This window comes from Flavobacterium sp. MAHUQ-57, assembly GCF_051908335.1.
GTDB lineage: Bacteria > Bacteroidota > Bacteroidia > Flavobacteriales > Flavobacteriaceae > Flavobacterium.
Genome location: NZ_JBPZTE010000006.1, coordinates 17,046 through 39,126, shown reverse-complemented (window position 1 = coordinate 39,126; position 22,081 = coordinate 17,046). Strand labels below are relative to the sequence as shown.

The following is a 22,081-nucleotide window of genomic DNA, read 5'->3' as shown; positions in this document are numbered from 1 at the left end:
GAAGCACTTGAAGATCTAGTAATTATTACAGCAAAACAACTCAAAGATGAACCGAATACAAACCCAACTACAAGAAGAAAAAAAGCTACTTTCTGTCTATTTTACGGCAGGATATCCTAACCTCAACGACACTGTACCTATCTTAGAAACCCTAGAAAAAAGCGGCGTTAATATGATTGAGATTGGATTGCCTTTCAGTGATCCTTTAGCCGATGGCCCCACCATACAAGAAAGTTCCACTATTGCATTAAAGAATGGAATGACCACAAAATTGCTTTTTGAGCAACTGGAAAACATTCGCGAAACGGTGACAATTCCATTAATCATAATGGGGTATTTCAATCCGATTTTACAATTTGGAATTGAAGAATTTTGTCAAAAATGTGCCCAAGTTGGCATCGATGGATTGATTATTCCAGATCTTCCAATGGCAACATTTGAGAACGAATACAAGGCCATATTTGAGCACTATAAACTTAAAAACATATTCTTGATTACACCACAAACTTCTGAGGAACGCATTCGAAAAATTGATCAAGAATCGGATAGTTTTATCTATATGGTAAGTAGTTCGAGTACTACCGGAAGCCAACAAATTTTCGATGTAGAACAACAAAATTACTTTGAAAGAATAGCCAAAATGGAACTTAAAAATCCTCAGATAACAGGCTTCGGAATCTCCAATTCAGCAACTTTCCTACAAGCAACACAACATCAAAAAGGCGCTATTATAGGAAGTGCTTTCATCAAATTCATACAAAACAACAGTATAGAAAACATTCCGGAATTCATTAAAACTATAATTTAAATAATTCTTACAAAACCACTGAAAACAAAACCATTAACCTTCTACTATCAATTTTATCGATAGTACTAAAAATCACTCTTTTCGCTTTAAAAAGAGTGATTTTTTTATTCTTACAAAGTTGTTAAAGAAAAGTTAAAACAAATTTAAACAAACGTTTAATTTAAACAAGTGTTTAAATTTGTACCCGATTTTAAAATTCATACCTATGAATGATTTTAACGACAAACAACTAGAGATTTTAAAAATAGCTGAAAAGCTCTTCACCCAAATGGGATTTGATGGTGCTTCAGTTCGAGATATTGCCAAAGAAGCCAACATAAATGTAGCGATGATTTCGTATTATTTTGGTTCTAAGGAGAGACTTTTAGAAGCCTTAATTATTACCCGAATTTCGGATATGCGTCTTCAGATAGAAAATCTTTTTAAAGAAGATTTGAATCCTTTTGAGAAGATTGACCGTCTCATTGAATTATACATTAGTCGATTGAATAAAAACAGAGGCATGTATCAAATCATTCACTTTGAAATATCGCTAAAAAAGAGAGAAATCAATTGCGAAGCATTTAATGAAGTGAAAAAAGAAAACCTTCAACTTTTGATCAACATCATAGAAGAAGGACAACAACAAGGATTATTCACCAAGGACGTAAACGTAGCGATGATACCCCCAACGATAATGGGAACGTATTTCCACTTTCAAATGAATCGTCCGTTTTACAAAGAAATATTCAATTTACAAACTGAAGCTGATTTTGATCATTATGTAGCGAATGACTTGACAAAACATATTCAGAAAACAATAAAAGCCCTTTTAACCTATGAGAATTAATACAACAGCAATTATCATTGCTATCTTGACAACCATTACCGGTTTTGCTCAAGAGAAAAAAACATTATCACTTAAAGAAGCCATAAGCATTGCAGTCAGTAAAAGTGATCAAACAACGATGGCTAATTTAAAAGCTGAGACTGCAAAACTGGAAATGGAAACGGTTAAAAACCATCAGTATCCATCATTAAAAGCCTCGGCACAATACATGCAGCTTACTAATGCTAATGTTTCCACAGCATTTGGATCAGGAAGTACCGGACAAGGCGTAGAAGTTAGTCAGTTGTTATTAGGACAAGCCAATTTTTCCATGCCATTATTTAGCGGTTTTAAACTAAAAAATAGGGTATCTGCATCGGAAAATCAATACAAATCAGAAACAGCGAATGCTACTCATGCAAAAGAAGAAATTGGTTTGTATGTAGTAGAACTTTTCGCCAAATTATACCAATCGCAGGAAATGATTGAACTATTCAAAGAAAATCTAAAAAGTGCACAACAACGTACCACAGATTTTTCTGCAATGGTTGACAACGGATTAATGGCAAGAAACGATTTATTGAAAGCACAATTACAGGAATCCAACATTCAATTATCGATGGATAGTGCTCAGAAGAACTTCAACGTTATCAATTACCAATTAGTGACTTTACTTAAACTTCCGGAAGGAACAGTAGTTGATATTGATATTGAAGCGGTAAAAAGAGATATGCTAGTTACTAAAACGACCTCAACAGAAGCTAAAAGAAGTGACTTAGAAGCATTGAATTACCAACAAAAAGCTGCCGAAGCTGGAGTGAAGATTTCACAAAGTGGCTACTACCCTTCTCTATCTTTAATGGGAGGTTATATTGCTTTCGATTTAAAGGATGTAATGACCGTTTCCAACGCCATGAATTTCGGCGTGGGTGTAAGCTATGACTTATCCAGTATTTTCAAAAACGGAAAAGAAGTTAAACTAGCCAAATCTAAGGTAGAACAAACCAAAACGGCTGTTAACATGATGAACGATAAAATCAAGGAAGAAGTACAACAAGCACAGGAAAACTATACTTTGTCGGAAAAACAAAATGTTGTTTACAAACAAGCCGTTGAACAAGCTACTGAGAATTACAGAATCGTAAAAGACAAATACGACAACAGTTTATCAACTACCAACGATTTACTAGAAGCCGATATCCAACAATTACAAACCAAAATCAATTTGGCCTTATCCCAAGCTGATATTGCCTTAAAATATTACCAGTTGCAGTTTGCTTCCGGAAAACTAATCAACTCATTCGAATTGTCCCAAAAATAAAATCAGCTATCATGAAAAAGAAAGAAACCAATAAAAAATTCATCGCAATCTTCGGTATATTCATCCTTTTAGGAACTACTTACGGAGTTTATAAATACATGCATTCCTTAGCGCACGAAACAACCGATGACGCGCAAATAGAAAAAAACATGAATCCCATCATTGCAAGAGTTGGAGGTTACATCACCAATGTAAATGTAAAAGACAATGATTTTGTAAAAAAGGGAGATACACTTTTTACGATTGACAATAGAGATTATTTAGTAAAAGTAGAAGAAGCTAAAGCCGCTTTGATAGCTGCTCAGGAAAACTATGCCGTTTCAAAAGCAGATATCGGTACAGCACAGGCCAATGTATCGGTTTCTGATGCTAATGTTCAATCGACTGTGGGAAGTATCGAAAATGCTAAAATCAGATTAACAAGAGCGACTAATGATTACGAGCGTTATGCCAATTTGTATAAAAATCATTCGATTACAAAACAACAGTTCGAACAAGCAGAGGCTGCTAAGTTAGAAGCACAAAACCAAGTGAAGATATTACAAGACCAACAAAGAGCAAGTAGCTATCAAAAAACGGTTGCCGCATCAAAAACGAATGTTACAGCTAAACAAGCTGAAGTAGCTGCAGCCAATATTGAAAGAGCCAAAGCCGTTTTAAATGCCGCACAATTGAATTTGAACTATACAGTAGTTACTGCTGCAACGGATGGTCAAGTTTCTAAAATTGCTATTCAACCAGGGCAAATGATACAACCTGGACAATCCCTATTTTATATTGTAAACAACAATGAAACTTGGGTAATTGCTAACTTCAAGGAAACACAATTGAATAAAATGGTGGTAGGACAAAAAGTATCCATCAAAGCTGATGCTTTTCCAGATGATGAATTTGAAGGAACAGTAGCTTCTTTCTCACCTGCAACAGGATCTAAATTCTCTATTTTACCTCCAGATAATGCAACTGGAAACTTTGTAAAAACAATTCAACGTTTACCCGTTAAAATTAGTTTAAACAGCGCGAATGAAAAAGTGAAGTTACTTCGTCCTGGAATGAACGTTGAAGTAGATGTTCACATCAAATAATCAAGACAAGTGATTACAATCATAGAATATCAATTCAAAAAAAGAAAATGGCAACAGCAGCAATAGCAGACAACGACTTAGTCGAATACGGCTACAGAAGGGTTATCATTACCATTACGGCTGTACTTTGTGCCTTATTGGAAATTGTAGATACCACAATTGTAAACGTAGCATTGACTAACATGCGCGGAACTTTGGGCGCCACATTAAACGACGTAGCTTGGGTAATTACAGCCTATGCCATTGCGAATGTTATTGTAATTCCGATGACGAGTTGGCTATCCCAACAATTCGGGCGAAGAAATTACTTTGCGGCCTCAATTATTGTATTTACTGTAGCGTCCTTTCTATGTGGTAATGCAACCAATATTTGGGAATTGGTAGCTTTCCGTTTCATTCAAGGATTAGGTGGAGGTGCTTTATTGGTAACTGCACAAACCATTATTACAGAAAGCTATCCTTTAGAAAAACGCAGTATGGCGCAAGCTATCTACGGAATGGGAGTAATTGTTGGTCCTACTTTAGGACCACCATTAGGAGGTTACTTAATAGAACATCATTCATGGCCGTATATTTTTTACATCAATATACCGTTAGGAATCATCGCAACGTTTTTGACGTTTACTTTCGTAAGAAGTCCGAAATACGGTGAAAAACTTAAGGCCAACCAAGTGGATTGGTGGGGAATCGTATTCTTATCTGCTTTCATTGGTTCGTTACAGTTCGTATTGGAACACGGTCAGCAAGACGATTGGTTTGACAACACAACCATCATTATACTGAGTATAGTATCCTTTTCGGGCTTATTAGCCTTCATTTGGAGAGAACTCACCTACAAGCACCCTATTGTGAATTTGAGTGTCTTAAAAGACGGAAATTTACGTATTGGAATTTTAATGGGATTCATTTTAGGTTTCGGATTGTATGGTTCAACATTAATCATTCCTATCTATACACAACAGATTTTAGGTTGGACAGCATTAGATGCCGGAATGCTTCTAATTCCAGGCTCAATTACAACAGCTTTATTGATGCCATTTGTGGGTAAAATGATCCAAAAAGGAGTGCCTCAGGCTTACATGATTGCAGTAGGATTCTTGGTGTTTTTCGGATTTACATTCTGGATGCACAATGTAATGACACCCGATACTGGAGTTGAGCATTTTTACTGGCCACTGATTTTGAGAGGTATCGGATTAGGATTACTATTTGTACCCATCACTACCCTTTCACTTTCAACCTTAAAAGGAAAGCATATTGGTGAAGGTGCCGCTTTTACAGGAATGTTCAGACAACTTGGAGGTTCTTTCGGTATTGCAATCATTACGACTTTCATTACTCGTTTTTCACAAAAACACCGTGTGGATCTGATTGCTAATTTGGATGGTAGTAAATTTGAAGTCCAAGAGCGTTTAAATACCATGGAAAGAATGTTTCGTTCGAAAGGATTTTCTATTAATGAAGCCTCACAAAAAGCACTTGAAATTTTCAACTTAACCATTCTAAAGCAAAGTACGGTATTAGCATATATGGATATCTTCATGGCATTGGGAATTATGTTCCTATGTTGTATTCCAATCGTTTTTCTGATTAAACGATCCAAAAATAAAGTCGATTTATCAGAAGCCATGCATTAAAAAAAGAATCTACATTCTCAGTTTACAATTCCCTATATAGAGTCGATTGTAAACTGAGAATGAATGCTTAAAGTAAAGATAAAAAATAACTATATTTGCAAAAAATTTTGTATACCATGAACTTACACAACATCCCTAACATCAAGCACTTAGATAGTGGGAACTTTTTTATATTGGCAGGACCTTGTGCTATTGAAGGCGAGGAAATGGCAATGCGTATTGCCGAAAAATTAGTCGGTATTACTGATAATCTTAAAATACCTTATGTTTTTAAAGGATCCTTCAAGAAAGCCAATCGTTCAAGAATTGATAGTTTTTCTGGAATTGGGGACGAAAAAGCATTAAAAATATTACAAAAAGTTGGGAAGGAATTTGGAATTCCAACCGTAACCGATATTCATACAAATGAAGACGCTCCAATGGCTGCTGAATATGTAGATGTACTACAAATTCCTGCATTCCTTGTACGTCAAACTGATTTAGTGGTAGCTGCTGCTAATACGGGAAAAACTGTCAATCTTAAAAAAGGGCAATTCATGAGTCCGGAAAGTATGAAGCATGCTGTACAAAAAGTATTGGATTGTCAGAACGATAATGTTATGGTAACCGATAGAGGTACAATGTTTGGATACCAAGATATGATTGTAGATTTCAGAGGTATTCCAACGATGCGTAATTTAGCGACAACAGTTCTTGATGTGACTCACTCTTTACAACAACCTAATCAAATGGCTGGTGTAACCGGTGGTCGTCCTGATATGATTGAAACTATTGCTAAAGCAGGAATCGCTGTTGGTGTTGATGGTATTTTCATCGAAACACACTTTGACCCGGCGAATGCCAAAAGTGATGGGGCAAATATGCTACATTTGGATTATTTCGAAGATCTAATGAAAAAGTTAGTGGCTATCCGTCAGACTGTCAATCAATTCTAAATTATTTATACCCAAAAAATGAAACAACCATTTTTAATGGCTGTACTAACTTTTTGTGTTTTTTCACAGTACGCCTTTTCGCAAGAAACAGTCGAAAATCCTGAAAAATACACGGCACATAATAAAGGAAAGTTTTATGTTTACTGGGGTGGAAACCGAGAGTCTTTCACTACATCAGATATTCATTTCAAAGGCGCCGATTACGATTTTACATTACACAATGTAGAAGCTCGTGACAAACCCAAAGGATGGCATATCGATTATTTCAACCCTGCAAGAATGACGATCCCACAAACTAATTTACGTATAGGATATTTCATTTCAGATCATTATAATGTTTCTATTGGAGTTGACCACATGAAATATGTAATGTACCAAAACAAAGTAGTTAACTACACAGGGACGTACCAAGATAGAGGTACTTTTGGTGAAGCCATAGCTCCAGGTCAGGTATTACTTACTGAAGATTTTCTTACGTTTGAACATACAGATGGTTTGAACTATGTGAATACAGAATTTTCAAGAGTAGATGATATTTCTTCTAAGTTATTTAAAACATGGAATAGTGATAAAATACAAATCAACCTGACAGAAGGATTAGGTGCCGGTATTTTATTCCCTAAAACCAATGCCAAAGTCTTAGGAAAAGAACGTCACGATGATTTTCACGTTTCTGGATTTGGAGTATCTGCTAAAGCAGGATTGAATTTTACCTTGTTTAAAAACTATTTCATCCAGACAGAATTAAAAGGCGGTTATATCAACATGAACGATATCCGTACAACACATGATTCAGTAGATAGAGCCGATCAAGAATTTTGGTTTCTACAACGCATTATCACTGTAGGTGGTATCTTTAAAATATAAAAAAACTAAGCCCTGAAATTCAGGGCTTTTTTTATGTTATTTATTGTATAGCGTTATGAGATTTAATGCTAAAATACAAATTCATTATACAATAAAACTTCTTTACCTTTTTCAATTTTCCATTTTTGGTGATACAGACTATTCGAATTAGTTTGGGTTATTTTCTACCCTGAATTCATGAATCCTAGGTATAACAATTTGTGCAGTTAATCAACCTTCTCTAGATTTGAATCGTACAAAACATGAAAACTATTTACGCCATGAAAACTATTATTTCTTTATGTATTACATCTATTCTATTCGCTATTTTTCTACATTCAACCTTTTCATTTTCACAAAAGCACTCCAAAGATTTACAATTGGAACTAAAAGAAAAAGAATGCATTTATACTCGACCATATAACAAACCAACTAAAATAAATTTTGTATTTACTGCCACCCAAGACCATTCGAATTATTATTTTGCCGACCTAAAAGAGCACATATATACAATCTTTCACAAAAATGGAATATCTGTTATTTTTATGAATGGAATTACTGACGGACCTAACATTCAACTAAAAATAGACAACTCTAGAGTCGTCGATGAGAATGAGGGTTACGACAAAGAGATACGTTATGAACTCGAAGGAATGTATGCAGAAAACGGAAATTCTCAACCTATAATGTCATTTAAGATTGTAGTGAATACTATACACGATATCAATCAGCAAAACAAACAAGTAACAGAGTATTTACTTCAAAAAGTAATGAGATTATAACTGAAATCACAATTTATTCAAATCCTTAGATTATTTCAATGCTTTCTACTGAAAGCAAAAAAACGCTCTGACATAACAGAGCGTTTTCTTTTTGTAACCAAACAAACTATGAATTCATTTATTAACCATTAAGTAGACGGAAAAGTTGTGAAAAGGTTGCGTAGATTACATAAAAAAAGCGAATCTTTTTGGATTCGCTTTTAGTATATTGATTTTAAGATATTTATTATCCTAAAACTTCTTTCACTTTTTTACCGATTTCAGCTGGAGAATCAACCACATGGATTCCGTTTTCTCTCATGATACGTTTTTTTGCCTCAGCAGTATCATCAGCTCCACCTACGATTGCACCTGCGTGACCCATCGTTCTTCCTTTAGGAGCAGTTTCACCTGCGATAAAACCTACAACTGGCTTACGATTTCCATCCGCTTTAATCCATTTAGCAGCATCAGCTTCTAATTGACCACCAATTTCACCGATCATGATGATACATTCTGTTTCAGGGTCATTCATCAACAATTCAACAGCTTCTTTAGTTGTAGTTCCAATAATTGGATCTCCACCGATACCGATTGCTGTCGTGATACCAAAACCTTGGCGAACAACTTGGTCAGCAGCTTCATACGTTAAAGTTCCCGATTTAGAAACAATACCTACTTTTCCTTTTTTGAAAACGAAACCAGGCATGATACCTACTTTAGCTTCTTCTGGAGTGATTACACCAGGACAGTTAGGACCAACTAAACGACAGTCTTTACCTTTGATGTAGTCATATGCAGTAATCATATCAGATACAGGAATACCTTCAGTAATACAAATGATTACTTTGATACCAGCGTCAGCCGCTTCCATGATTGCATCTGCAGCAAATGCTGGCGGAACGAAGATGATTGATGTATCTGCTCCTGCTTGCTCAACAGCGTCTTTAACTGTGTTAAATACCGGACGCTCTAAGTGAGATGTTCCACCTTTACCTGGAGTTACACCACCTACAACATTAGTTCCGTATTCAATCATTTGAGAAGCATGGAAAGTACCTTCACTTCCTGTAAAACCTTGAACGATTATTTTTGAATCTTTATTTACTAAAACACTCATATTATTGCTTGTTATGTTTATTTTTTGTGTTGCAAAAGTAAGTTTTTATATCTACTCTCGAAAATTATTTTTTATTTAAATTCTAAATTCCAATAACAAAATCCCAATTAACATGAAATTTGGATTTTGAAATTTAGAGGCTGGAATTTCTTAATATAGTTGGCTCATCTGAAAGCCGTTAAACAATTTTTCGTCTTTTATTTCCCAAATAGTGATAAATGAGGCTAACAAGACTTCCTCAGATGGATTTTCAATTGTTTTTCCGTAATGTTTGTACCGAATTGTTACTGTTTTATCATCCTTCAGCAAATGTGAAATATCACTGCGCATAGCAATGTAAGTCCGCTCGAGTTCTTTGGTGAGCAACATAATGTCTTTCTTTTTCATTTTAAGAAAGCCTTTACTGCTGTTCCACTCTAATGTGATTTCGGGATGTAAATACTGTTCTAAGCGTTCGCTATTATACAACGCATCGGAAGAATAAATTTCTTCAATAAATTTCCTAACCTTCATTCTGATTCAGTTTATTGAGTATCTGTGGTAATTTCTTCAAATTCGCCAACTGTTTCAATTTCTCACGGGATTCTTCCACAGGTGTTCCGAAGTAGGTTTTACCGCCTTCAATTGATTTCGTTACACCGGTTTGTCCCATAACAACTGCTTTGGAACCGATACGGATACCACTTGTAGTTCCTACCTGACCCCAAAGTGTTACCTCATCTTCAATAACCACACAACCAGCGATACCGGTTTGAGAAGCAATCAAACATTTTTTACCAATAACTGTATCATGTCCAACATGCACCTGATTATCTATTTTAGTTCCGGCACCAATAGTGGTATCACCTGTCACTCCCTTATCAATGGTACATAATGCTCCAATACCAACATTATCTTCAATGACTACTCTACCACCTGAAATCAACTGATCAAATCCTTCCGGTCTTTTCTTGTAATAAAAGGCATCAGCTCCTAAAATAGTACCGGAATGAATGATAACATTATCTCCGATAACAGTATTATCGTAGATAGTAACATTGGAATGAATTAAACAATTCCTCCCTATAATCACATTGTTTCCAACAAAACTATTGGGTTGAATTATTGTCCCTTCGCCAATTCTTGCAGAAGAGGCAATTGCAACATTCGAAGCCTGAAAAGGTCTGAAATGTAGAGTTAATTTATTAAAATCCCTGAAAGGATCGTCAGAAATCAATAAAGCTTTACCATCAGGGCATTCCACTTCTTTATTAATTAAAACAATGGTTGCGGCTGACTGTAAAGCTTTATCGTAATATTTAGGATGATCCACAAACACAATATCTCCCGGTTCTACAACGTGAATTTCATTCATTCCCAGAACCTGAAACTGTTCACTACCGACAAACTTACAATTAATGATAGTCGCAATTTCTTTTAAAGTATGTGCTTGGGGAAACTTCATATTTTTTAGTACTTAGTGATTAGTAAAGCGTAATTAATAAAGGTCGATTGACATTTAATTAGTGTAAATGAAAATCGCCTTCAGAACCTACTACTAAACTCTTTCCATGTATTTACCAGTAGCGGTATCAATCTTGATTTTATCCCCTTCATTGATAAACAAAGGAACATTGATGTTAGCTCCAGTTTCAACAGTAGCTGGTTTAGTAGCATTAGTAGCTGTATTTCCTTTAACACCTGGCTCTGCATAAGTTACTTCAAGAACAATAGAAGCTGGCATATCTACTGACAAAGGCAAATCAGTTTCAGTATTAATCTGAACCATTACGTTTGTACCTTCTTTTAATAAATCCGGTGCATCTAAAATATCTTTGTTCAATGTAATTTGCTCGAAAGACTCATTGTTCATGAAATGGAAATCATTCCCTTCTGCGTATAAAAACTGAAAAGTATGTGTTTCAACACGAACCACATCAATTTTATGTCCAGCTGAGAATGTATTATCCAACACTTTTCCTGAAGTTAAACTTTTTAATTTCGTTCTTACGAAAGCAGGACCTTTACCTGGTTTAACGTGAAGGAATTCTATGATTTTGTAAATATCGTGATTGAACTTAATACATAATCCGTTTCTAATGTCTGCCGTACTTGCCATTTTTGTGTATATAAATGTTTATTATTTGTATAATTATTAAACTCCAGTGTAACCTTTCATGATACCTCTTGAAGAATTTCTGATAAAGTCAAGGATTTCATCACGTTCTGGAGTTGCTTCCATCTCCGCTTCAATTTTAGCCAAAGCTTGAGTGGTATTAAAATTCTTTTGGTATAAAATTCTGTAGATATCCTGAATCTCTCTAATTTTCTCAGTTGTAAAACCTCTTCTTCTTAATCCAACAGAATTGATTCCGATGAATGAAAGTGGTTCTTTTGCTGCCTTTGTGTAAGGAGGAACGTCTTTTCTAACTAAAGATCCACCAGAAATCATGGCATGATCACCAATTGAAATAAATTGATGAACTGCTGCCAAACCGCCAATGATGGCATAATTTCCAACTGTTACGTGTCCAGCCAAAGCCACTCCATTTACAACAATTGCATTATCACCAATGTGACAGTCATGTGCAATGTGTGCAGTTGCCATAACTAAACAGTTATTACCAATTTTAGTTTGTCCTGAAGCTACAGTACCTCTGTTAATAGTAACACATTCACGAATAGTGGTATTATCACCAATAACTGCCAAAGATTCTTCTCCTCCAAACTTTAAATCCTGTGGTACCGCTGAAATAACGGCTCCTGGAAAAATATTACAATTTTTACCTATTCTTGCACCCTCCATAATGGTTACATTGGAACCAATCCAGGTTCCTTCACCAATAACTACATTGTTATGGATCGTTGTAAATGGCTCAATTACCACATTTTTGGCAATTTTAGCGCCCGGGTGAACATATGCTAAAGGTTGATTCATTTAATTTTCTTTTAATGGGTCAAACAATTGAGGTTATGAAATACATCACAACCAAGTTGTTCAATTTCTTATTGTTTCTTCACGATTTGTGCCATTAATTCAGCTTCTGCCACTAACTTTCCATTAGCAAAAGCATAAGCTTGCATATGACAAATTCCTCTACGAATAGGAGAAAGCAAATCCAATTTAAATATCAATGTATCGCCTGGCAATACTTTATGTTTAAATTTCACATTATCAATTTTCATGAAATAAGTCAAGTAGTTTTCCGGATCAGGAACAGTACTTAAAATCAAGATTCCTCCTGTTTGTGCCATCGCTTCAACGATTAACACACCCGGCATAACGGGTGCACCCGGAAAGTGTCCCACGAAGAAATCTTCATTCATGGTTACATTTTTCAAACCAACTACATGTGTATCTGACATTTCAAGAATACGGTCAACCAACAAAAATGGTGGACGGTGAGGCAACATTGCCATAATCTTATGAATGTCCATTAACGGTTCTTGATTCAAATCATAAACCGGTACATTGTTTCGTTGTTCGTTTTTAATAATCTTAGCCATTTTCTTAGCGAATTGCGTATTTACAAAATGACCTGGTTTGTTTGCAATAATTTTACCTTTAATTTTAGTACCAATTAGAGACAAATCACCAATTACATCCAACAATTTATGACGCGCAGCTTCATTTGGATAATGTAGTGTTAAATTATCCAAAACACCGTTTGGTGTCACCGATATTTTATCTTTACCAAAAGCAACTTTTAATTTATCCATAGTTTCAGGAGACAATTCTTTGTCTACATAAACAATAGCATTATTCAAGTCGCCACCTTTAATTAATCCATTTTCCAACAACATTTCCAATTCATGTAAGAAACTGAACGTACGACAATCGGCAATTTCCGATTTGAATTCAGAAATTCCCTTCATACTGGCATTTTGCGTTCCTAAAACTTTAGTACCAAAATCAACCATTGCAGTTACTTGGTATTCATCAGAAGGAATCACAGTAATTTCACTTCCCGTTGTTTCATCGGTATATGAGATAACTTCTTTTACAGTATATACATATCTTTCGGCATCTTGCTCAACAATTCCAGCTTTTTCAATAGCTTCCACGAAATATTTTGAAGAACCGTCCATGATAGGCAATTCAGAGGCATCTAACTCAATAATCACATTATCAATATCACTTCCAACAAAAGCAGCCAATACGTGTTCAGGAGTTTGAATCATTACTCCTAATTTTTCAAGATTAGTTCCCCTTTGCGTATTGACAACATAAGCTGCATCCGCCTCGATAACGGGTTGCCCTTCTAAATCAACACGAACAAAAGTATATCCATTGTTAATAGGTGCAGGTTTAAAAGTCATTGTTACTTCCTTACCTGTGTGTAATCCAACTCCTTTAAGAGTAATTTCCGATTGAATGGTTTTTTGCTTAACCATGATTAGTTATTTTTCTTTTTTAGTTCTTCAATTTCTGAAACGATTTTGGGCAAGTTCTTAAAATGCACATACGACTTATTGTAATCGCTGTAATTTAAAGCCGGACTTCCCTGTAATGTTTCATTGTCTTTAATATTTCTCCCTACTCCGGTTTGTGCTTGTATACGAACTCCGTTGCCTACAACAAGATGACCTGCAATACCAACCTGACCTCCAATCATACAATTTTTACCGATTTTGGTTGAGCCAGCAATACCGCTTTGTGCAGCAATTACCGTATTTTCACCAATTTCCACATTGTGCGCAATTTGGATTTGATTGTCTAGTTTTACTCCTTTACGGATAATGGTTGAACCTAGGGTAGCACGGTCGATAGTAGTTCCTGCACCAACATCAACATTATCTTCTAGTATTACATTTCCTATTTGCGGTACTTTGCTGTATTCGCCGTTTTCATTAGGTGCAAAACCAAAACCATCTGCTCCAACTATGGCGCCAGAATGAATTGTACAATTTTTCCCAATGATTGTTTCGGAATAAATCTTTGCGCCTGCAAAAATAATAGTATTATCTCCAATTACCACATTATCACCTACAAAAGAGTTGGGATAAATTTTCACATTGTCTCCAATTACTACATTTTCGCCTACATAACTAAAACTTCCAAGATAGAAATTTGAACCATGTGTAGCAGTTTCTGACAACACACAAGGCACCTCAACTCCTACTTTATTGAGTTTAATTTGATTGTAAAATTCTAGAAGTTTTGAAAATGCCTTATAGGCATCCTCTACCTTAATCAAGGTAGTTGCAATTTCGTTTTCAGGAACAAAAGTAGCATTAACAATCGTTATTGTAGCTTTCGTTTCGTAGATGTAATTGATATATTTAGGATTCGCTAAAAATGTTAAAGAACCTTCAGTACCTTCTTCAATTTTAGACAATTTAGAAACTTCTGCGTTTGGATTTCCCACCACTTCGCCTTCTAAAATTCCTGCTATTTGCTCGGCCGTAAATTTCATTAGCACAAAAATATAAATTTTTAATGATAATTTAACTTTTATTGAGTTGTTTTGGGTAACACAAAAAATATTTGGTTACGTGTTTCGATAGAGCTTTAAGAGATAATTGATCCGACAAAACAGCAACATCTTCTAAACCACCGTCTTTTTGCAAGATTCTAATGGGTTCTGCAATTTTACTATACGCCTGATTTTTAATTTTTCCTTTAAAGACAAAATATTTGGATTCTTGAATACTCAATGCATTTTCTTTTGCAAATTGTTCCAATAATTCCTGAACTTCTTCCGAAGAAAACTTTTCATCGTTCATCTTAATTTTAAGCAAGTCTCTATTAATGATCATTTTACTCAATTCAGACAAAGTAAAATCCTCGTGGTATTGCCAGTTTTTAATGGCTCCAACAATGTCTGTATCATCTAATTTAGAAAACTCGTTAAGAATTTCATCAGTAAAATCATCCAAGGTAATTTTATTTTCAATAAAAAAATACAATGGCTTACTACATTCTACTTGAACACCTTTTTGGTATAGTTCTTTGGCTCTTTTCAATGTTTTGGTCAAAATTTCCTCGGCAACCAAACTTGTTTTATGCAAATACACCTGCCAATACATTAATCGGCGTGCCATTAAAAACTTTTCTACCGAATAGATTCCTTTTTCTTCAATCACCAAAACATCATCAACCACATTCATCATTTGAATCAAACGATCCGAATTGATTTTTCCCTCTTCCACTCCTGAATAAAAACTATCGCGTTTCAGATAATCCATACGATCCATATCCAACTGACTAGAAACCAATTGCAACATAAATTTTCGATGGTATTCACCTTTAAAAATTTGAATCGCCAAACTTAATTTACCCTCAAATTCTTCATTCAACTTTTTCATGAATAACAACGATATTTCTTCATGATGCACATCTTCTACTATGCTGTGTTCCATAGCATGCGAAAAAGGGCCGTGTCCAATATCATGGAGTAAAATAGCAATATATAAAGCATTTTCTTCCGCTTCGGATATTTGAACATTTTTAAATCGCAAAACACCAACTGCCTTCTGCATGATATGCAAACAGCCCAAAGCATGATGAAATCTCGTATGGTTCGCACCTGGATATACCAAATACGATAAACCCATCTGAGAAATCCTACGCAAACGCTGGAAATAAGAATGTTGTATTAAATCGTAAATTAAAGGATTCGGAATGGTAATAAAACCATATATAGGATCATTGAAGATTTTCAGTTTATTCGTGTTACTCACAAAAAATGATTTAAGTAAACAAAGATAAAAAAACCTGACAGGTTTCAAAAACTTGTCAGGCTTAATTTATTTAGATTCAGCACATCACTTACCAAATTACAATTCTTTTCTTCAAAGGAATAAACATTTTACTTCCTTCTTTGATATTAAATGCTTTATAAAACTCATTAATATTACTTAACGGGCCGTTAATTCGGTATTTGGCTGGAGCATGAACATCAACTATCAATTGTTGCCCCAGTGCCTCAGGTTTAATATTAACCATCCAAGCATACCCGTATGCCAAGAAAAATCGTTGTTCCGGTTTTAATCCGCCTATTTTTTCCTTGTTTTTATATTGAGTCGTTTTTTTGAAAGCTTCGAATCCCATAACCACACCGCCTAAATCGGCTATATTCTCACCTTGCGTAGCGTCTCCATTTACAAACTTACCTGGCAATGCCTCATATTGTTTATACTGATCAACAATTGCCTTGGTTTTCTCCTTGAATTTCTTCAGATCTTCCGCTGTCCACCAGTTATTCAAATTCCCTTTTTCATCATACTGACACCCTTGATCATCAAAACCATGTGTAATTTCATGTCCGAAGGTAGAACCACCGATAATACCATATAAAATAGCATCATCCGGTAAACGCCCTTCAAATCCAGGAACAATTATATTGCATGCGGGAACACAAATTTCGTTATTACTTGGATTATAATAGGCATTATAGGTTTGCGGATACATTCCCCATTCTGTTCTATCAACTGGTTTTCCATATTTAGCCACCATATCATTAAATGCCCACTTATTCACACTCATTACATTAGCGCAGTAAGTCTTTCTATCGATATTTACAGATGACATATCTTTCCATTTATCTGGATATCCTACTTTCATTACAATTTCAGACAACTTATGCAAAGCCTTTTTCTTAGTTTCAGGACTCATCCAATCTAATTTCTGAATACGCTCAGCATATACATCACGGATGTTATTCCCTATTTCCAACAATTTTTCTTTGGTACCTTCAGGCAAATATTCTTCTACATACACTTGACCAATCAACTCCCCCAAAGAGTTATCTGTTTGCTCCACTACTCGCTTCCATCTTGGTTTTTGTTCTTTCACTCCTCCCATAACTGTTGAGAAAAAGTAGAAATTTTGTTTTTCAAAATCTTTCCCTAAATAAGAAGCATAAGTATTCATCAGATCCCACTTTAAATACGTTTTCCAATCCGATAGCGAATACGTTCTTAGGGTTTGATCCAATGCTTTATAAAATTCTGGCTGTCCGACAATTACTTGTTTTGCATTTTTTATATGCATTGCAGCTAGCATAGTATCCCATGGCATATTTGGCGTAAATGCTTTGAATTCTTCCAAAGACATTTTGTTGTAATTTTTATTCGGATCACGAAGATCTTCCAATTTACGTGAATTTAGAGCCAATTGTGTCTCCAACTTCATAATAATTGTAGCATTCTTCTTCGAAGTCGAAGCATCATTACCCATCAATTTAGACATCGCCTCCAAATGCTTTACATATTCATTGCGAATCGTAACTGTTTCTTTATCTGAATTAACATAGTAATCTCTATTCCCCATACCCAATCCACCTTGTGATAAAAACAAAGCATATTGTGTACTATTTTTATCATCTTGACCTACATAAAACCCAAAAGCGGGACTAGCGCCAATAGTATGCATATAGGCCATAGTTTGCAAAAGCCCATCAATATCTTTTATTTTATCAATTTTTGCTAATTCATTTTTCAGTGGAGAAATACCTAGTTTATCAATTGTAATGGTATCCATACCGGAAGCATAAAAGTCACCGATTTTCTGTTTATTGGAACCTTTTTCAGCTGAATCAGCCGCAGATTTTTCACAAATCTGTCTGATTTGACTATTGATAGTATCTCCGATAGTTCTAAAAATACCATTACTTCGTTCTGTGGACGGAATTGGGTTTTTCTTAAACCATCCACCATTGGCATAAGCAAAAAAATCATCGGATGGATCAACCAATGTATCTCGGTTAGTCACTAAAACGTCCGGTGCATTCGGATCAAAGTCTTTTTCCTTTTTGCAACTTGCAGTATACAAAGTAATTCCGACTAAAAGTAGTGCCGTTTTGTAATAATTCATTTGGTTTTTTTTTAGTTTTGATTAGTTATCAAAGATATTGATTTCAAAATTGTATCAAAAAAGCATCCTTATTTTTATAATAAAATTATGAATGTGCTGTTTAATTAATAGTAAATTGCAACAGAAAATAAACTACTATGGACATTAAGATACTTTGGGTCGATGATGAAATCGATTTATTAAAACCTCATATATTATTCCTTGAAAAGAAAAATTACAAAGTAACTACCTGCAATAATGGCCGAGATGCCGTTGACATGTTTCAGGAGGAAAACTTTGACATTGTTTTTTTAGATGAAAACATGCCGGGTATGTCAGGACTGGAAACGCTATCCGAAATCAAAGAAAAAAAATCTTCCGTCCCAGTAATTATGATTACTAAAAGTGAGGAAGAATACATAATGGAAGAAGCCATTGGTTCAAAAATTGCCGATTATCTTATTAAGCCGGTAAATCCAAATCAAATCCTATTAAGCTTAAAGAAGAATCTGGATCATTCCCGATTGGTTTCTGAAAAAACAACTTTAGATTACCAGAAAGAATTCCGAAAAATCGCAATGGATATGGCGATGGTAAATTCTTTTGAAGAATGGACTGAATTTTACAAACGTCTACTATTCTGGGAATTGGAATTAGAAGATATAGACGACCAAAACATGTTCCAGATTTTAGAATCCCAAAAAGCCGAAGCCAATTCACAATTTGGTAAATTCATTGAAAAAAATTACGAAGATTGGTTTGAACACAATGCCCACAAGCCTATTCAGTCCCATGAAGTTTTCAAAAAACTGGTAGTACCCGAACTCCGTAAACAAGAAAATGTATTGTTCGTGGTCATCGACAATTTAAGATACGATCAATGGAAAGCTTTCGAAAGCGTATTGAGCAATCATTACAAGTTGGAAGCCGAAACACCATATTACGCCATTTTACCAACTGCTACACAATACGCCCGTAACGCTTTGTTTTCCGGATTACTCCCTTTAGAAATGGAAAAATTACATCCTGAGTACTGGAAAAACGATGTGGACGAAGGTGGTAAAAATTTATATGAATCCGAATTTCTTACGGCACAGTTGAAACGACTTCGTATGGACATTTCGCATGAATATTTCAAGATTACAAATTTCACCAACGGAAAAAAATTAGCCGAAAACTTCAAAGCATTAAAAGATAAAAAATTAGTTGCTGTTGTATACAATTTTGTTGATATGCTGTCGCATGCCAAAACCGATATGGATGTAGTAAAAGAATTAGCCTCAGACGACAAAGCATATCGTTCTCTAACATTAAGCTGGTTCAAAAACTCACCTCTATTGGAAATCATTCAGCAAGCTCAAAAACTAGGTTTCAAATTAGTACTGACTACAGATCACGGAACTATCAACGTAAAAAACCCTTCACAGGTAATTGGCGATAAAAACACCAGTTTGAATTTACGTTACAAAACCGGAAGAAGCTTGACTTATGAACAAAAAGATGTCTACGCAGTAAAAGATCCGAAAAAAATTGGATTACCTATCGTAAATATGACAAGTTCTTATATTTTCGCAAAAAACGATCACTTCCTAGCCTATATCAACAATTACAACCATTATGCGAGTTATTACAGAAACACCTACCAACATGGTGGAATTTCATTAGAAGAAATGATTGTACCCTTTTTAGTATTTAGTCCTAAAAAATAAATTGTATAACCGATGAATTTTCATCGGTTTTTTTTTAATATCAAAACCTTTATTACTTAATTAAAATTCCTCTTTTTATTTCTCTTTCAATTAGTATTTTTGCAAAAGAATGACAAAGAACATCACACCCATGAAAATTGAATTTTCAATAGATCAGATTAACGAAGTTGCTGAAAAAGTTATTACTGCAAATCCAGAAAGAGTGATTCTTTTCCACGGGGAAATGGGCGCTGGAAAAACCACTTTCATCAAAGCGTTATGTTTACATCTGGGTGTTGACAATCCTACCAGCAGTCCTACATTCAGCTTAGTAAATGAATACGAAACTACGAACAACCAATTAGTTTATCATTTTGACGTGTATCGTCTAAAAAATCAAACCGAAGCATTGGATATGGGTATTGATGAGTATTTGTATTCTGGAAATTGGTGTTTCATTGAATGGGCCGAAAAAATCCCAGATTTAATCCCTGAAAATCATTCGGAAGTAACTATAACCCAATTAGAGAACGGAAATAGATTACTGGAATTAGTTTAGATTATGAGAAATTTTGTAATTTGTGCCAAATAACATAACACTATGGCCATTACCCCTTTTAGCAAGAAAGAATTACTTCCTCAGGAAGAAAAACTAGAAATAGCTAAACATAAAAGTGAACTTTTTATTGGCATTCCTAAAGAAACTTCCTATCAGGAACGCCGCATTTGTCTCACACCAGATGCTGTAAGTTCTATCACTTCACATGGTCACCGAGTTTTAATTGAAGCTGGAGCTGGCGTGAATGCCAGTTATTCTGACAAAGATTACAGTGATGCTGGCGCTGAAATCACCAACGATACACAAAAGGTTTTCGATTGTCCGATGATACTTAAAGTAGAACCACCTACAATCACCGAAATTGAAATGATGAAACCTCAAACGATCATCATATCGGCATTGCAGATTAAAACCAGAAAAAAAGACTATTTCGAAGCCTTAAAAAAGAAGAAAATAACAGCTTTGGCTTTCGAATATATCAAAGACGATGACAATGCATTTCCTGCCGTAAAATCCTTAAGTGAAATTGCCGGAACAGCCTCTGTTTTAGTAGCTGCCGAATTAATGACCTGCGGAAAAGGTGGAAATGGATTATTATTTGGCAACATTACTGGTGTCAGACCAACCGAAGTTGTTATTTTAGGAGCAGGAACCGCAGCCGAATACGCAGTTAGAACAGCTTTAGGATTAGGTGCTTCTGTAAAAGTATTCGACAACTCGATTACAAAACTTCGCCGTCTACAGAACAATTTAAAACAACCTATTTTTACCTCTACAGTACAACCCAAAACATTAATGAAATCGCTACGTAGATGTGACGTTGCCATTGGTGCTATGCGCGGCAAACACAGAACACCCATTATCGTTACTGAAACCATGGTTGAAAACATGAAAAAAGGAGCTGTGATTGTTGATGTAAGCATCGATACCGGTGGTTGTTTTGAAACATCGGAAGTCACTACACATGAAAACCCAACCTACATCAAGCATGGTGTTGTTCATTATTGCGTACCCAACATACCCTCTCGCTACTCAAAAACAGCTTCACTATCCATTAGCAATATTATCACGCCTTATCTATTACAAATTGCCGATGATGGCGGCATAGAAAGTGCCATTCGTTGTGATGCAGGATTAAAAAGTGGCGTTTACTTTTACCATGGAATTTTGACCAACAAAACTATCGGAGAATGGTTTGATTTAACACACAGAGATATCAACTTAATTGTGTTTTAATTTATTATTCTCACTACTTTTGCAGAAATAAAAACAAGATGAGATTACGTTATAGATTAAGTTATTTTCTAATTGGTTTTGCTATCAGTTCGTTTGCCGTTGTAGCGATTTTAAACCAAAAGCAAACGCGCTGTACCTATTTCCCAAATGATAGAGTACTAAGCAACATCAAATCCAAATCTTTTACCATATCGAAAGAAGCTTCTGTAATTTTAGCCGAAGACTGGATTGATACCGTAGATGTTAAAAACACCTTACAATATGGAGATGTTGATTTTGACCGAAGTAATATCAAATACAAAAGTGGCAAATTATATACGATTATAGGCAAAACCTTAAAAAACCAACCTATAGAAATTGTAATTGAAAATTACGATAACAGAGCGGTTTTAAAAGATATCAAAAAGGTTGAAAAATAATTCACCCACAATACAAACAAAAAAGCACTTCATTTGAAGTGCTTTTTTTGTTTGTATTTTAAGTTGGCAAACATCATGATAA

21 protein-coding genes are annotated in these 22,081 nt (G+C 35.0%); 12 read left to right on the top strand and 9 right to left on the bottom strand.

What is annotated here, in order from left to right; genetic code table 11:
* Positions 1 to 46: 46 nt before the first annotated feature.
* From trpA to ACS8MM_RS00185, 8 genes are all read left to right on the top strand, one after another.
* A complete protein-coding gene (gene trpA, locus ACS8MM_RS00220; RefSeq protein ID WP_379711817.1) occupies positions 47 to 808 on the top strand; it encodes a tryptophan synthase subunit alpha in 762 nt (253 codons plus the stop codon).
* Positions 809 to 1,013: 205 nt separating this feature from the next.
* Complete coding sequence (locus ACS8MM_RS00215; RefSeq protein ID WP_379711815.1) at positions 1,014 to 1,637, top strand: TetR family transcriptional regulator; 624 nt, start codon at positions 1,014 to 1,016, stop codon at positions 1,635 to 1,637.
* Positions 1,627 to 2,937, top strand: a complete 1,311-nt coding sequence (locus ACS8MM_RS00210) for a TolC family protein (RefSeq protein WP_379711813.1) — start codon at positions 1,627 to 1,629, stop codon at positions 2,935 to 2,937. Before ACS8MM_RS00215 ends, ACS8MM_RS00210 begins: the two co-directional genes overlap by 11 nt.
* A gap of 11 nt (positions 2,938 to 2,948) precedes the next feature.
* Positions 2,949 to 4,022, top strand: coding sequence for an HlyD family secretion protein (locus tag ACS8MM_RS00205; protein ID WP_379711811.1), 1,074 nt, complete (start codon positions 2,949 to 2,951; stop codon positions 4,020 to 4,022).
* A 47-nt stretch (positions 4,023 to 4,069) separates the two neighbouring features.
* Positions 4,070 to 5,659: an MDR family MFS transporter gene (locus ACS8MM_RS00200; RefSeq protein WP_379711809.1), complete on the top strand. Its 1,590-nt coding sequence runs from the start codon at positions 4,070 to 4,072 to the stop codon at positions 5,657 to 5,659.
* A 116-nt stretch (positions 5,660 to 5,775) separates the two neighbouring features.
* The gene (gene kdsA / locus ACS8MM_RS00195; RefSeq protein ID WP_379711807.1) at positions 5,776 to 6,594 is read left to right on the top strand and encodes a 3-deoxy-8-phosphooctulonate synthase; all 819 of its coding nucleotides are present in this window, start codon (positions 5,776 to 5,778) and stop codon (positions 6,592 to 6,594) included.
* A gap of 18 nt (positions 6,595 to 6,612) precedes the next feature.
* Positions 6,613 to 7,461, top strand: a complete 849-nt coding sequence (locus tag ACS8MM_RS00190) for a hypothetical protein (protein WP_379711805.1) — start codon at positions 6,613 to 6,615, stop codon at positions 7,459 to 7,461.
* A 242-nt stretch (positions 7,462 to 7,703) separates the two neighbouring features.
* On the top strand, positions 7,704 to 8,222 hold the full coding sequence (locus ACS8MM_RS00185) for a hypothetical protein (protein ID WP_379711803.1): 519 nt from the start codon (positions 7,704 to 7,706) through the stop codon (positions 8,220 to 8,222).
* Between the two features lie 226 nt (positions 8,223 to 8,448).
* Here the strand turns inward: ACS8MM_RS00185 and sucD are convergent, their stop codons facing one another.
* The 9 genes from sucD to ACS8MM_RS00140 all read right to left on the bottom strand — a co-directional run bounded on the left by sucD (position 8,449) and on the right by ACS8MM_RS00140 (position 18,118).
* Positions 8,449 to 9,321 carry a succinate--CoA ligase subunit alpha gene (gene sucD / locus ACS8MM_RS00180; RefSeq protein WP_379711801.1) on the bottom strand — a complete coding sequence of 291 codons (873 nt, stop codon included), beginning with the start codon at positions 9,319 to 9,321 and terminating at the stop codon, positions 8,449 to 8,451.
* 150 nt (positions 9,322 to 9,471) lie between these two features.
* Positions 9,472 to 9,834, bottom strand: a complete 363-nt coding sequence (locus ACS8MM_RS00175) for a nuclear transport factor 2 family protein (protein WP_379711799.1) — start codon at positions 9,832 to 9,834, stop codon at positions 9,472 to 9,474.
* Complete coding sequence (locus ACS8MM_RS00170; protein ID WP_379711797.1) at positions 9,824 to 10,765, bottom strand: UDP-3-O-(3-hydroxymyristoyl)glucosamine N-acyltransferase; 942 nt, start codon at positions 10,763 to 10,765, stop codon at positions 9,824 to 9,826. Before ACS8MM_RS00170 ends, ACS8MM_RS00175 begins: the two co-directional genes overlap by 11 nt.
* A gap of 93 nt (positions 10,766 to 10,858) precedes the next feature.
* Positions 10,859 to 11,419 (bottom strand): elongation factor P, encoded by a 561-nt coding sequence (gene efp, locus ACS8MM_RS00165; RefSeq protein ID WP_379711795.1) that lies wholly within the window; start codon positions 11,417 to 11,419, stop codon positions 10,859 to 10,861.
* Between the two features lie 36 nt (positions 11,420 to 11,455).
* A complete protein-coding gene (gene lpxA, locus ACS8MM_RS00160) occupies positions 11,456 to 12,238 on the bottom strand; it encodes an acyl-ACP--UDP-N-acetylglucosamine O-acyltransferase (protein ID WP_379711793.1) in 783 nt (260 codons plus the stop codon).
* A 68-nt stretch (positions 12,239 to 12,306) separates the two neighbouring features.
* Positions 12,307 to 13,695 carry a bifunctional UDP-3-O-[3-hydroxymyristoyl] N-acetylglucosamine deacetylase/3-hydroxyacyl-ACP dehydratase gene (locus ACS8MM_RS00155; RefSeq protein WP_379711791.1) on the bottom strand — a complete coding sequence of 463 codons (1,389 nt, stop codon included), beginning with the start codon at positions 13,693 to 13,695 and terminating at the stop codon, positions 12,307 to 12,309.
* A 2-nt stretch (positions 13,696 to 13,697) separates the two neighbouring features.
* Entirely contained in the window at positions 13,698 to 14,717 is a 1,020-nt protein-coding gene (gene lpxD, locus ACS8MM_RS00150) for a UDP-3-O-(3-hydroxymyristoyl)glucosamine N-acyltransferase (protein ID WP_379711789.1), read from the bottom strand.
* Between the two features lie 31 nt (positions 14,718 to 14,748).
* Positions 14,749 to 15,984 (bottom strand): HD domain-containing protein, encoded by a 1,236-nt coding sequence (locus tag ACS8MM_RS00145; RefSeq protein ID WP_379711784.1) that lies wholly within the window; start codon positions 15,982 to 15,984, stop codon positions 14,749 to 14,751.
* 88 nt (positions 15,985 to 16,072) lie between these two features.
* Complete coding sequence (locus tag ACS8MM_RS00140; RefSeq protein ID WP_379711781.1) at positions 16,073 to 18,118, bottom strand: M13 family metallopeptidase; 2,046 nt, start codon at positions 18,116 to 18,118, stop codon at positions 16,073 to 16,075.
* Between the two features lie 137 nt (positions 18,119 to 18,255).
* Here ACS8MM_RS00140 and ACS8MM_RS00135 point away from each other — a divergent pair, with 137 nt between their 5' ends.
* From ACS8MM_RS00135 to ACS8MM_RS00120, 4 genes are all read left to right on the top strand, one after another.
* Positions 18,256 to 19,806, top strand: a complete 1,551-nt coding sequence (locus ACS8MM_RS00135; protein ID WP_379711779.1) for a response regulator — start codon at positions 18,256 to 18,258, stop codon at positions 19,804 to 19,806.
* Between the two features lie 130 nt (positions 19,807 to 19,936).
* Positions 19,937 to 20,344, top strand: coding sequence for a tRNA (adenosine(37)-N6)-threonylcarbamoyltransferase complex ATPase subunit type 1 TsaE (gene tsaE, locus ACS8MM_RS00130; RefSeq protein ID WP_379714970.1), 408 nt, complete (start codon positions 19,937 to 19,939; stop codon positions 20,342 to 20,344).
* A gap of 42 nt (positions 20,345 to 20,386) precedes the next feature.
* Positions 20,387 to 21,580 (top strand): alanine dehydrogenase, encoded by a 1,194-nt coding sequence (locus ACS8MM_RS00125; protein WP_379711776.1) that lies wholly within the window; start codon positions 20,387 to 20,389, stop codon positions 21,578 to 21,580.
* A 38-nt stretch (positions 21,581 to 21,618) separates the two neighbouring features.
* Positions 21,619 to 21,999 carry a DUF4258 domain-containing protein gene (locus ACS8MM_RS00120; RefSeq protein ID WP_379711773.1) on the top strand — a complete coding sequence of 127 codons (381 nt, stop codon included), beginning with the start codon at positions 21,619 to 21,621 and terminating at the stop codon, positions 21,997 to 21,999.
* The last annotated feature ends 82 nt before the right edge of the window (positions 22,000 to 22,081 follow it).

Bases quoted from the DNA above. Each gene is read 5' to 3' on its own strand.
- trpA (WP_379711817.1), top strand. From the start codon at position 47: ATGAACCGAATACAAACCCAACTACAAGAAGAAAAAAAGCTACTTTCT.
- ACS8MM_RS00215 (WP_379711815.1), top strand. From the start codon at position 1,014: ATGAATGATTTTAACGACAAACAACTAGAGATTTTAAAAATAGCTGAA.
- ACS8MM_RS00210 (WP_379711813.1), top strand. From the start codon at position 1,627: ATGAGAATTAATACAACAGCAATTATCATTGCTATCTTGACAACCATT.
- ACS8MM_RS00205 (WP_379711811.1), top strand. From the start codon at position 2,949: ATGAAAAAGAAAGAAACCAATAAAAAATTCATCGCAATCTTCGGTATA.
- ACS8MM_RS00200 (WP_379711809.1), top strand. From the start codon at position 4,070: ATGGCAACAGCAGCAATAGCAGACAACGACTTAGTCGAATACGGCTAC.
- kdsA (WP_379711807.1), top strand. From the start codon at position 5,776: ATGAACTTACACAACATCCCTAACATCAAGCACTTAGATAGTGGGAAC.
- ACS8MM_RS00190 (WP_379711805.1), top strand. From the start codon at position 6,613: ATGAAACAACCATTTTTAATGGCTGTACTAACTTTTTGTGTTTTTTCA.
- ACS8MM_RS00185 (WP_379711803.1), top strand. From the start codon at position 7,704: ATGAAAACTATTTACGCCATGAAAACTATTATTTCTTTATGTATTACA.
- sucD (WP_379711801.1), bottom strand. From the start codon at position 9,321: ATGAGTGTTTTAGTAAATAAAGATTCAAAAATAATCGTTCAAGGTTTT.
- ACS8MM_RS00175 (WP_379711799.1), bottom strand. From the start codon at position 9,834: ATGAAGGTTAGGAAATTTATTGAAGAAATTTATTCTTCCGATGCGTTG.
- ACS8MM_RS00170 (WP_379711797.1), bottom strand. From the start codon at position 10,765: ATGAAGTTTCCCCAAGCACATACTTTAAAAGAAATTGCGACTATCATT.
- efp (WP_379711795.1), bottom strand. From the start codon at position 11,419: ATGGCAAGTACGGCAGACATTAGAAACGGATTATGTATTAAGTTCAAT.
- lpxA (WP_379711793.1), bottom strand. From the start codon at position 12,238: ATGAATCAACCTTTAGCATATGTTCACCCGGGCGCTAAAATTGCCAAA.
- ACS8MM_RS00155 (WP_379711791.1), bottom strand. From the start codon at position 13,695: ATGGTTAAGCAAAAAACCATTCAATCGGAAATTACTCTTAAAGGAGTT.
- lpxD (WP_379711789.1), bottom strand. From the start codon at position 14,717: ATGAAATTTACGGCCGAGCAAATAGCAGGAATTTTAGAAGGCGAAGTG.
- ACS8MM_RS00140 (WP_379711781.1), bottom strand. From the start codon at position 18,118: ATGAATTATTACAAAACGGCACTACTTTTAGTCGGAATTACTTTGTAT.
- ACS8MM_RS00135 (WP_379711779.1), top strand. From the start codon at position 18,256: ATGGACATTAAGATACTTTGGGTCGATGATGAAATCGATTTATTAAAA.
- tsaE (WP_379714970.1), top strand. From the start codon at position 19,937: ATGAAAATTGAATTTTCAATAGATCAGATTAACGAAGTTGCTGAAAAA.
- ACS8MM_RS00125 (WP_379711776.1), top strand. From the start codon at position 20,387: ATGGCCATTACCCCTTTTAGCAAGAAAGAATTACTTCCTCAGGAAGAA.
- ACS8MM_RS00120 (WP_379711773.1), top strand. From the start codon at position 21,619: ATGAGATTACGTTATAGATTAAGTTATTTTCTAATTGGTTTTGCTATC.